Origin of the sequence: Streptomyces otsuchiensis (assembly GCF_004305975.1) — a bacterium.
GTDB classification, from domain to species: domain Bacteria; phylum Actinomycetota; class Actinomycetes; order Streptomycetales; family Streptomycetaceae; genus Streptomyces; species Streptomyces otsuchiensis.
Genome location: NZ_BHZI01000211.1, coordinates 1 through 10390, shown reverse-complemented (window position 1 = coordinate 10390; position 10390 = coordinate 1). Strand labels below are relative to the sequence as shown.

Here is a 10390-nt window from a genome sequence, read left to right as displayed (position 1 = left end):
CCACCCGGACCCACCCGCGTGCTCACCGTCTACACCGCCGCCGAACGCTGGGCGGAACGGAACCCCCGCGGCTGCGCCTTCGTCAACGCCTGGGCCGAACTGGGAACGACCTCACCTCCTGTCGCCGAGGCCATCCGCGAGGAGAAGCAGTGGATGCGGGAACTCTTCAGCCGGCTCACCACCCCGGAGATCGCCGGTCACCTCCACCTGCTCTACGAGGGCGCACACGTGGCGGCCACCACGCTCGAGGACGACACCGCCTACGCGGGCGCCAGAGAAGCGGCGCGCTGCCTCCTGCGGACGACCGGCGGTGAGTAGGACGACGGTCCCGGTGCAGCAATCCGCGTTGGCAGGGTGCGTGCCGTCCGACCACTTCGGCGTCACGGCTGTTCGAGGGGTCTCGACGGATGAAGTGCTGGTTCGTCTGGGGGTCACAGACCAGGCGCCGTACCCGCTGTGCACCTCCGGCGAAGCGCTGCGAAAGTTCGGGTGGGGCGAGGGCACACCTGCTGTACGCGTGTGCGGCGGCGACGAGTGGACATTCCTCTTCGATGTGACCGCGCACGGCAAACTGTCGAACGACGCGGTGCTTTCCCATCTGTCAGCCGGAGGCGAGGCGGTGTCGGTGTGGTCCATTCTGGACGGTACGACTCGGGTCGCCCACGCGCGGGAAGGCCAGCTACTGGCCGATATCGACGCTTGGGCGGTCCATCTCACCACCGGCGCCGACCCGTCCCGGATGAACCGTGCCTTGACCGAGGCCGGGTTCTTCCGGGACTGGGAGGACGAGGACGACGAGGACGAATGGTTGGTACCGTCGGTCGCTGCGCTGATAGCCGTGGAGCGAGAGTTCGGGATGGCCGTGTCCCCAGTGGCAGCCAATGGAACCCTCCCCACGGTCAGCCTTCGCCACCTGCTCGGCTAGGCCTTGCCCGCCGATCAGTCGATGACCGCCGCCGATGAGCGGTGCCTCCAGTCCCCGGGCCTCCTCCCGGCCACGAACGTGAGGGCCACGAGCAGGGTCGCAACCGCCATGAGCAGCGCACTGCCGCTCAGCGCGGCAGTGACCCCGGTGATCGCCAGGAGTCCGCTGACGGCGATCACCCCGAGCGCGTTGGCGGTGCGCATCAGGGCGAACACCTCGGCGCGACGGTGCGCGGGGGCCAACTGATCGAGGACAAGCGAGAAATAGGTGCCGAGAGGCGGCAGGAAGAACCCGACCGCCGCCGCGCCGAGCAGCGTCACCCACAGCTGCCCCTGGGCAGCCACCAAACAGGTGCCGACGGTGGTGGACCCGAGAAAGACCAGCACCTCCGGGCGGCTCGCCATCCGGTTGCGGACGCTCACCCACAGGCCGCCGCAGATCGACCCCAGACACAGGGAGAGGGCGAAGAGGAAACCCCAGCCCGCCTCAAGGCCGTAGCGCAGCGCCAGGGACACCGCCCCGACCTCGACGGCCGCGACCGCCGCTGACCCAGCGGCCGCGCAGAACAGCCAGAGGTGGACAAGCCGAGGGAGCCTCATCGGTGGTCCGCCCTCCGGGGCCGCGACGTGCGCACCCGCGGTCACCGGGACCAGAAAGACCGGCGCCATGCCCGTGACCGCCAGTCCCACCACGGCCCACACGGGGGACAGCGAGCCGGCGACCGAGGCGACGACCGGCGCGGCGGCGAAGGTCACCTCGTTGAGGGTGGCGGCTATGCCCAGCGCACGGGGCATTCTGTCCGGGGTGGTGATGTGGTTCAGCAGCAGGCGCAGATAGCCGTGGGCCGCCCCGTTCACCGCACCGGCCAGCGCCGCCGCGGCCATGAGCAGTGCGAAGGGCGCTCCCGCGGCGGCCAGGACGGCCACGAGCACCAGACCGGCAGTGCGGACGGCGACCAGCGCGCGAAGGTAGGAGCGGGCATCGAACCGGACGCCCAGCCGAGACAGCGGTATCGCCGCGAGCACCTGCGCGGTCGTCATCGCCGCCACCAGCGCGGCCCCGTGCGACGCCGAACCTGTCAGCGGAAGGGTGAGGAGCGCGAAGGCGATAGGGGCCGCCGCCTGCGGTACCCCGAAGGAGCCGTAGCTGGCCAGCCAGCGAAGCAGGGCTGAGCGGCCGCTCGCGGGAACTCGCGCGGTCACAGCCGGTTCGGCTCCCGTATCGTTGCGCTGCGTCATCCTGCCCCTTCCTGTCGGATCGGGCCGCTTCTGCGGCCATCGGCGACGGGGATCGACCGTCGGCACCATGCTGCGCACTATATTGCCCATCCGGGGTGATGGGTCTCCTGGAGGAGGAATGGCTGAGAAGCTGAACCCGGCCGTCGCCCGTGACATCGGGCTGCGAATCCGCGCTCTGCGGGAATCGACGGGACAGAGCCTGTCGCACCTCGCCCAGCTCAGCGGTGTCAGCCGCCGCATGCTCACCCACATCGAGCTCGGACAGGCCAATCCGAGCATCGGAACGGTCGACAAGGTCGCCGCCGCCCTGGGCACCACCTTTCCCGGACTGCTCGGGGTCGTCGACCACGCCCCACCGTCGGGTGTACAGATCTGGTCGACGCCTACGGACAGCTGGGCCTACCTGCTGAGAGCCGTGGAAACACGGGACCTCTCCGTCGAACTGTGGAGAATGAGGCTCGTCGGCGACGAGGTGTACTCCATGGGGCCGACGCCCGGCGCTCCGCATTCCATGGTCCACGTGCTCGAGGGAACCGTGCTGGCCGTCACCGACGGGCAGGAGCAAGTCGTCGCGGATGGGCACTCCGTCAGCCTGTCCGGCGACGGTGACCACCTGCTGACGGCGGCCACCCCCGTCGCGTCCTTCGTGCGCGTGGCCATCGTGCCGCGGACACCACCGGATCACCGCCCTTGACCGTGACCCCGGCGGGTGGCGCCGGGCCGGCAGAGGCCCTTCGGGGCGGCAGCGGAGCAGAGGAAGCCTCCTCGCCCTGCCGAGCGCAACACCCGGCAGGCTTCCGCCCCTTCACGCCCGGGCTGCGAGTAGCCCGAACCCCGGCGGGGGGTGGAGTCTACGTGAACCGCCCGACGGGTACGTCTACAGACAACCTACAACCCGCTCAACCGGATCGGCGGCCCCCGTGTCCGACGTGAGGAGCATCGGCAGCCGGTCCGGACGGATCCACGACGCCGGTCGTCCCTGATCGGGCGGCCTCGCGGGTCGATCGGAGGGCGTATGCGTAAGCACCGGGGGCTGGTCGCCGTCCTGGCGTTGACGATGGCACTGCTCGTCGGCGGAACGGGGTGCGGTCTGCTCCCCGGCGACGGGTGCAATCCACCACCACAGCGCCCCGACCGCCTCTCCCCGCAGGACCTGGTCGGTGACTACTCGGGCGACCCGTTCGGCGAGGTCCGACTCGAAGAGGACGGCACCCTGCGCGTGACCAACTGGCGAGGAGAGGTCCCCGACCGCTACAGGCGCGACCAAACCAGCAGGAAACGGGAGGAAAAGCGCAGTCGAGCCGGTATCGGTGAGTGGAGAGTGCTGCCGGCGACTGAGCGAGACGTCGATGTGCAGCTTGCCTTCTACGAACTGGACGGCGTGGTCGAGCGGGGCGACCCGCCCCGGACGCATGGATTGAGGGTCGGCGGCAATCTCTCCGCACCGATGCTCTACCAGTACCCCTGGGAGGTGGACACCTGTCAGTACCCCACCCTCACCAAGGTGTCGTGACGGAGTGAGACACTCCGCGACGTCCGTCGTGCCTGCGAGCTAGTAGCGGCTGATGCGCTCTCCTGGCAGCCCGTGCGGCAGGGGAGTCGGCGCCGCCGCCCTTACGGTGCGCGGGTCAGCCCATGCTGCCGTGCTTGGGGTCGAGCACGATCTGGGTCTGGGTGGTCTGCCCGACGAGGCGGTCCTGGTCGTCGCGCAGGTCGGTCTGGACGACGACCAGGGTGCCGCCGACATGCAGCGGGCGGGCCGTCGCGTGGACCTTCCCTGAGGCCACTCCGCGCAGGAAGTTGGTCTTCGACTCCACCGTGGACGTGCCCGCGCCCGGCGGGACGTTGAGATAGGCGCACACGGCACCGACCGAATCGGCCAGCGCCATCAGCGCGCCCCCGTGCAGCACGCCGCCCACGGTGCAGGACTCCGGGGACCAGGCCAGGCTGCCCACAGCCCGCTCGGGCGCCGCCTCGTGGAGTTCTACGCCCAGGTGGGCCGCGAAGGGCATGGCCGCCAGGAGATCGGCGGGGGTGGGGCCTGGCGACTCGGAAGGGGACATGGCGTCCCTCCTTTTCCGTGCGAGCGGACGGCTCCTGACACGTGATGGGGATGATGCCATCGCGGTCTCGGGGTGTCGACACCGACATGACGAGAACTGATCCCCACGGACGAGAACAGCCACGCCATGGGGAGAGCGCGGTCTACTCTTGACGAAGAGCCACATGGTATTTCGCACGGCTCGGGTGGGGCGCCGGCTCTCTGAGCAGAACATCCCGCCGGGCTCACCCGGGCTTGCCCACGGGCGGCGTGGTGTCGGTGACCAGGGGCCGGGCGAGGCGGAGTTGGATGTGTGCGGTGATGACGATCAGCCAGTCCGCCGGCCCACCGCCTCCACGGCGATGCCGATCACGCCTCAGCCACGGGCCCGGCGTCCTGCGCCGCCGACATCAGCCGAAATCCTTCACCGCGCCATCCGATCCGTGTCCGCGAACCAGGAGCACCGGTGAGATTCCAGAACCATCCGAGTTTGACCAAAGGAGAAATATTGAATGAAATGACTAAACTGCACGTCTTCATCGGCATCGTATTCATAGCAGGTGTCTTGATGCTGGCACAGGCATGGAGGGCGCAGGGAGGCATGTCTGCGGTGTGGGGGCTGCTGAGCGGCGTCGCTCTCATCTGCTCTCTCTATCTCTTCTTTCTCACCCTGAAGGGAACAGGCAAGAGATGAGAGCTCTCCGCCCTGCCACCGTCACCATCACGCCTGCCATGGACGACACCGTGACCCGCCGTCCGCCTCTCTTCTTCTGACCCGGCGTGCGGCGTTGGTACGTTGCCGACCGGCCGACAACGCGGTTGCCCCACACCCGGGGCGGGTCCGCATGGGGCCAGCCGGCCGCCGGCAGGCCGCCTGACCCCGAGGTCCCCGCCCGCCGTCTCACCCCCGGCGGGGAGTGCGTTGCCGCGCGGCGGCCCGGCCACCGGCCGCAGTCGCAACACGTTCCCCGCCCGAGCGGCTTACGCTCCGCCGCCGCGTCACCGTGCTTCGTCGACCCCAAGCCTGAGCCGCCGTCATCTGACGGCGGCCGGGAACACCTGGCCGCCGGGAGAACACGCTCGCGTACCCGCACTCAGGAAGTTTCTTCCGCTGGGAACCCACAGACTTCCGCGAGCGCTAATCCGCGCACTCTTCCGACTGATCGGTGATGACCCAGCCCTGCGTGGTGCGCTTCATGTCGATCGTGCCGCAGTCACCCCCGTCGACGTATGTGACGAACAGCTCCGCGGTCGTGTGCGTCTCCCTCACGATGTCGACGGTCACTTCATCACTGACGCCAAAAGCCCTGTACATCTCAGCGGTTGCCTCAGTGAGCTCCACGCAGCCACTCACCGGGGGATATCCGTTCGCCGCCATCTCGGCGAGCATCCTCTCAACGAGCTCGTCGGTGAGATAGCTGCAGGCAAGCTCGGCATCGGGCAGACGCGAGGCCGCCAGCCAAGAACGGTAGGCCTCCTCAGGGGTCTCCCACGAGTTCGACGCGCCCGCCCCCTCGCCGCCGCCCGTCTCTGCGTCCTCGGCTTCCTCAGCCGGCTCGGTGCCCTCCGCTTCAGCCTCTCCGGCCTCTTCGGTGTCCAGCGCAGCGGTCCCCCGCTCCCGCACCTCGTTCGAGGCCGCTGTGTCACCAGAACCCGCGCAGCCGGTGAGCACGAGTGAAGCGAACAATGCGGGAAATATGGTTCGGCGAAGCATCGGCAGGCCCCCGGTCCTGTTGGCGATCAGAGGCTTCAAGCTACAGGGCTCCAACGGTCGCCACGCGGGCCACCGGAGCTCGCAGCCACTTAGGCGTTCGCGCGGGTCCGGCCACCGGCCGGTCGACACGTTCCCCGCCCGGCGGCCAGCCCACCCTCCTACCACGGTGTTGCCGCGCCGTGCCAGCTCCGAGCTCGACCTGCCGCCGCCCGACCCGGTGCGGATTCTCCGCCCGGCGTCGCCGCTGCCCCCGAGACCCGAGCGCGGGGGAGTGGAGCTGACGTGCGTGGGGCCGGGTCGATGCCGTCGGCCGGTGCGGAGCCTGCGGAGCGGACCTGGACCCGCTCGGTGGCGAGGCCGGTGAGGATGGCGGCGGCCGTGTGGGAGCGTCCGGCCTTGTGGACGCAGGCCAACAGCGCGGACACCGGGGGATCGGGGGAGTGGTCAGACACGGGTGTCCTCCGTGTCGTTGGCCAACGGCGCCGGGGCGGCGGATGCGGGGAAGCGGTGGCGCAGGGCGAGGGCGAGGTAGACCAGGGCGATGAGGACGGGCACCTCGATCAAGGGCCCGACGACCCCGGCGAGCGCCTGGCCGCTGGTGGCGCCGAAGGTGGCGATGGTGACCGCGATGGCGAGCTCGAAGTTGTTGCCCGCGGCGGTGAACGCCAGGGTCGTGGCCCGGGGATAGTCCAGCCCGGCCGCGCGTCCCGCGGCCATCGCCCCGGCCCACATGAGGACGAAATAGACCAGGAGCGGCAGTGCGATGCGCCCGACGTCCCAGGGGCGCGAGGTGATCGCCTCGCCCTGGAGGGCGAACAGCAGCACGATGGTGAACAGCAGCCCGTACAGAGCGAAGGGCCCGATGCGGGGCAGGAACCTCTCCTCGTACCAGGCGCGGCCCTTGGCTCTCTCTCCCAGGCGGCGGCTGGCCCAGCCGGCGGCCAGGGGGATGCCGAGGAAGACGATGACGCTGCGGGCGATCTCCCACATCGAGACGTTCAGCGTCGTCTGTTCCAGCCCGAGCCAGCCGGGCAGGACGGCGAGGTAGAACCAGCCCAGCGCGGCGAAGGTGACGACCTGGAAGACGCTGTTGAGGGCCACCAGGACGGCGGCGGCCTCCCGATCGCCGCAGGCGAGGTCGTTCCAGATGATGACCATGGCGATGCAGCGGGCGAGCCCGACGATGATCAGGCCGGTGCGGTACTCGGGCAGGTCGGCCAGGAACAGCCAGGCCAGCGCGAACATCAGGGCCGGACCCAGAATCCAGTTCAGTGCCAGAGAAAGCACCAGCAGTCGCCGGTCGCCGGTGACCGCTCCCAGACGGTCGTAGCGGACCTTGGCCAACGGCGGATACATCATCACCAGCAGTCCCAGCGCGATCGGCAGAGACACCTCCGCGACGCTCAACCGCGTCAGGGATTCCCCGAGGCCGGGGACCGCGCGGCCCAACCCGAGACCGGCGGCCATGGCGGCCAGGATCCACACCGGCAGCCACCGGTCGGTGAACGACAGCTCTCCTCCGGGCCGCGATGAGCCGGTCACGGGCCGGCTCACCGCACGGTCGTGGACGGGAGGACGGGCGGCGGACCGGCCGGGCGGGTCAGGATGCGGGAGAGCCGGTCTGTCATCTCCGGCAGCAGCCAGTAGTAGACCCAGGTCCCTCGGCGCTCGCAGTCGATGAGCCCCGCCTGTCGCAACAACTTCAGGTGGTGGGAGATCGTCGGCTGGGAGAGGTCGAAGGCCGGTGTCAGGTCGCACACGCACACCTCGCCCCCCGCCCGTGAGGCGATCATCGACAGCAGGCGCAGCCGGACCGGGTCCCCCAGCGCCTTGAACACCTTCGCCACGACCTCGGCCTGCTCCTCGTCCAGCGGGGCGGTCAGCAACGCGGGGCAGCACTCCGCCACGTCCTGGCCGACGACCGGAAGCTCTTGTTTCGACATGTCTCTATCTTGACGTTCATCGAAACAAGGCGCAAGCTTGCATCGACGAACACCAATGCAGCAACGGGAGGCCCACCATGTCCCGCATCCAACTCGCACTGCGCGTCCCCGACCTCGAAGCCTCCATCACCTTCTACTCCCAGCTCCTGGGTACCGAACCCGCCAAACGCCGCCCCGGCTACGCCAACTTCGCCCTCAGCCAGCCCCCACTCAAGCTCGTACTCCTCGAAGGCGAAGGCAACACCGACACCCACCTCGACCACCTCGGCGTCGAAGTCGACACCACCGAAACCGTCACCGCCGCCACCGAACGACTCAAGGAAGCCGGCCTCGCCACCTTCGAGGAGAACGACACCACCTGCTGCTACGCACTCCAGGACAAGGTCTGGGTCCACGGCCCCGGCAAGGAACCCTGGGAGATCTACGTCGTCAAGGCCGACGCCGACGACCTCGGAAACAGCGCCGGCGGCGCCCCCGCAGCGACAGCGTGCTGCGCCACCACCTGAATCCGAACGGCCCGCACCGCCTGAGCTCCACAGCACCGGTGCCCACCGCGTCAGCGAGCGGTTCACCTTGGTGCAGCTCAGTGCCGCTGATCGGCAGTCCGGCGACGGCGACAGGTGTGGTGCTGTCGCCTGAACGGGCTGTTGGGCGGACGTCTCGTTGACGAGGCTGCCGTGGAGCCCGGGCCTCGCTGCGGGGCCGTGCGCCGGGTCTGCCATCGGGCGGTCCGCATCATGGCGAGGGTGCCCACGTCCTTCGCCACGAGACGATCTTGGACACATTCTCGTCTCCGCAGACACCCCTCGGGCCACCCCACCAGGAGGAACAAGTGTCGTACCCGCAAGCGCTCACCCCTGAGGAGAAACTCGCCGACGCGAAGAGGCGGCTGAGCCTTCCGCGTATCGTCGTGATCTGTGGCTCCACCCGCTTCATGGCTGAGATGACCGAGGCCGATCTGCGGGAGACCAGAGCCGGAAAGATTGTCGTCAGGCCGGGTTGCGACATGAAGTCGCCGCACGAGTTCTGGTCCGATCCTGTCGAGGCCGAGATGCTGAAGGTTCGACTCGACGATCTGCACCGAGCGAAGATCCGGCTCGCTGATGAGGTACTCGTAGTCGGCGACTACATCGGAGACAGCACCCGATCCGAAATCGCCTACGCCCGGTCGCTGGGCAAGCCCGTGCGGTTCACGCACCCCGAAGTCGCTCCCGACGCCTGACCGCCCACCGCTACACCCTCCGCAGGCACCTACTTTGAATTGATCATCTAGGACTCAAGGCGGCGCGGGAAGCGTGGAAGAACCACCGCGACCGTAAGGACCTGGACGACGCGGGCGCCGTACCGTGGCTGGGGGACGGTTCTGGAGGGCGGAGGACCCGACGGCGACGTCACGCTGGCCGCAGATCTGAACGGCACCCGCAGCGACCCGCGAGATGCGGGGCATGGCCGCCGCTGGGCGGCGGCCATGCCCGGGGCGCCGGCAACGGAGCCCGTGCCGGCCGCATGGTCCCGCCTCACTTCCGCCAGAACAGGTGGTGCGTCACGCCGCTCGAGCTGGGCACGACGTCCTGGTGGAACCGGTCGAGCAGCTCATCGGGGGACTCCCACAGCCGGGCCCCGGAGCCGATCTCCGTCGGCGCGACCGCCACGTGCAAGGTGTCGACGAGGTCGGCCTCGAGGAACTGCCGGATGATCGTGGCCCCACCGCCAAGCCGGACGTCCTGGCCCTGCGCTGCCTCCTTCGCCTGGGCGAGCACCGCGGCCGGGTCGCCGCCGGGGAAGTGGAACGTGGTGTCGGAGAGCGTGAACGACGGGCGCTTGTGGTGCGTCATGACGAACACCGGCGTGTGGAACGGGGGCTCGTCACCCCACCATCCCTGCCACTCGTGGTCCTGCCAGGGCCCGCGCTGCGGCCCGAACTTGTTGCGGCCCATGATCTCGGCACCGATGTTGCGGGCGTAGTCCCGCGTGAAGTAGTCGTCCAGACCTCGGCCACCCGGTTCGGAGCGTTTGATGGGCGGATGGTCGGTGGCAAAGGCCCAGGCGAGCAAAGTCCCCGGATCGGCATGACCGAACGGCCTCTCGAGGCTCTGGCCCTCGCCGGCGCCGAACCCGTCGCTTGAGACGGTGAAGTTCTGGACCCGCAACAACTGGCTCATATCGCTCCTCCTGCTTCGCACTCTCTGACCACCTGACGCACCGTAGACCAGCCGGTCCGGGAAAACTCGTCGCCGCATCGTGCAGTTCTCATCGGACTCCGGCAGCCGCGCGCCGCAGGCCGACGACTTCCCCCGTCCGGACACCGCCCGACCCCGATCTCCAGCCGCAGCAGCGACCCGCGAACGACGGGGGCCAGTGGTTCTTCGGATGGTGCAGTCAAGGCTGAGGATCCGGCACGCGGCCACCGTCGACGGCACGGTGATCGGCACCTCCGGCCCCCGCAACGCACTGAGCCTTTTCCAACCTCAGGTTGAGGCGTGACGAAGGGCGGGGATCGTCTTCACGATGGCGGTGACTCGGTTGGTG

General features: G+C 69.2%; 13 protein-coding genes. 7 read left to right on the top strand and 6 right to left on the bottom strand.

Annotated elements, in window-relative coordinates; all coding sequences use genetic code 11:
* The coding region (locus E0D90_RS26680; RefSeq protein ID WP_438827419.1) for a TetR family transcriptional regulator C-terminal domain-containing protein at positions 1–318 on the top strand (318 nt) is incomplete at its 5' end.
* Between the two features lie 13 nt (positions 319–331).
* Positions 332–925, top strand: a complete 594-nt coding sequence (locus tag E0D90_RS18960; protein WP_130799373.1) for a DUF6461 domain-containing protein — start codon at positions 332–334, stop codon at positions 923–925.
* Positions 926–939: 14 nt separating this feature from the next.
* On the opposite strand, the gene E0D90_RS18955 is transcribed toward E0D90_RS18960, so the two are convergent.
* Complete coding sequence (locus tag E0D90_RS18955) at positions 940–2163, bottom strand: MFS transporter (protein ID WP_130799372.1); 1224 nt, start codon at positions 2161–2163, stop codon at positions 940–942.
* Between the two features lie 118 nt (positions 2164–2281).
* On the opposite strand from E0D90_RS18955, the gene E0D90_RS18950 reads away from it, so the two are divergent.
* Positions 2282–2857 carry a helix-turn-helix domain-containing protein gene (locus E0D90_RS18950; RefSeq protein ID WP_103529240.1) on the top strand — a complete coding sequence of 192 codons (576 nt, stop codon included), beginning with the start codon at positions 2282–2284 and terminating at the stop codon, positions 2855–2857.
* Between the two features lie 321 nt (positions 2858–3178).
* Positions 3179–3676 carry a hypothetical protein gene (locus E0D90_RS18945; protein ID WP_103529239.1) on the top strand — a complete coding sequence of 166 codons (498 nt, stop codon included), beginning with the start codon at positions 3179–3181 and terminating at the stop codon, positions 3674–3676.
* Between the two features lie 115 nt (positions 3677–3791).
* Here the strand turns inward: E0D90_RS18945 and E0D90_RS18940 are convergent, their stop codons facing one another.
* A complete protein-coding gene (locus E0D90_RS18940; RefSeq protein WP_130799371.1) occupies positions 3792–4226 on the bottom strand; it encodes a PaaI family thioesterase in 435 nt (144 codons plus the stop codon).
* A gap of 444 nt (positions 4227–4670) precedes the next feature.
* Here E0D90_RS18940 and E0D90_RS18935 point away from each other — a divergent pair, with 444 nt between their 5' ends.
* Positions 4671–4898: a hypothetical protein gene (locus tag E0D90_RS18935; RefSeq protein WP_130799370.1), complete on the top strand. Its 228-nt coding sequence runs from the start codon at positions 4671–4673 to the stop codon at positions 4896–4898.
* A 444-nt stretch (positions 4899–5342) separates the two neighbouring features.
* On the opposite strand, the gene E0D90_RS18930 is transcribed toward E0D90_RS18935, so the two are convergent.
* The 3 genes from E0D90_RS18930 to E0D90_RS18915 all read right to left on the bottom strand — a co-directional run bounded on the left by E0D90_RS18930 (position 5343) and on the right by E0D90_RS18915 (position 7861).
* Complete coding sequence (locus E0D90_RS18930; RefSeq protein ID WP_227870321.1) at positions 5343–5891, bottom strand: hypothetical protein; 549 nt, start codon at positions 5889–5891, stop codon at positions 5343–5345.
* A 471-nt stretch (positions 5892–6362) separates the two neighbouring features.
* Positions 6363–7460 carry an ACR3 family arsenite efflux transporter gene (arsB, locus tag E0D90_RS18920; protein WP_227870320.1) on the bottom strand — a complete coding sequence of 366 codons (1098 nt, stop codon included), beginning with the start codon at positions 7458–7460 and terminating at the stop codon, positions 6363–6365.
* An 8-nt stretch (positions 7461–7468) separates the two neighbouring features.
* Complete coding sequence (locus E0D90_RS18915) at positions 7469–7861, bottom strand: ArsR/SmtB family transcription factor (RefSeq protein ID WP_130799367.1); 393 nt, start codon at positions 7859–7861, stop codon at positions 7469–7471.
* 77 nt (positions 7862–7938) lie between these two features.
* Here E0D90_RS18915 and E0D90_RS18910 point away from each other — a divergent pair, with 77 nt between their 5' ends.
* Both E0D90_RS18910 and E0D90_RS18905 read left to right on the top strand, forming a co-directional pair.
* The gene (locus E0D90_RS18910) at positions 7939–8367 is read left to right on the top strand and encodes an ArsI/CadI family heavy metal resistance metalloenzyme (RefSeq protein WP_130799366.1); all 429 of its coding nucleotides are present in this window, start codon (positions 7939–7941) and stop codon (positions 8365–8367) included.
* A 326-nt stretch (positions 8368–8693) separates the two neighbouring features.
* Entirely contained in the window at positions 8694–9083 is a 390-nt protein-coding gene (locus E0D90_RS18905) for a hypothetical protein (RefSeq protein WP_130799365.1), read from the top strand.
* 295 nt (positions 9084–9378) lie between these two features.
* On the opposite strand, the gene E0D90_RS18900 is transcribed toward E0D90_RS18905, so the two are convergent.
* A complete protein-coding gene (locus tag E0D90_RS18900; RefSeq protein WP_130799364.1) occupies positions 9379–10023 on the bottom strand; it encodes a dihydrofolate reductase family protein in 645 nt (214 codons plus the stop codon).
* Positions 10024–10390 lie beyond the last annotated feature (367 nt).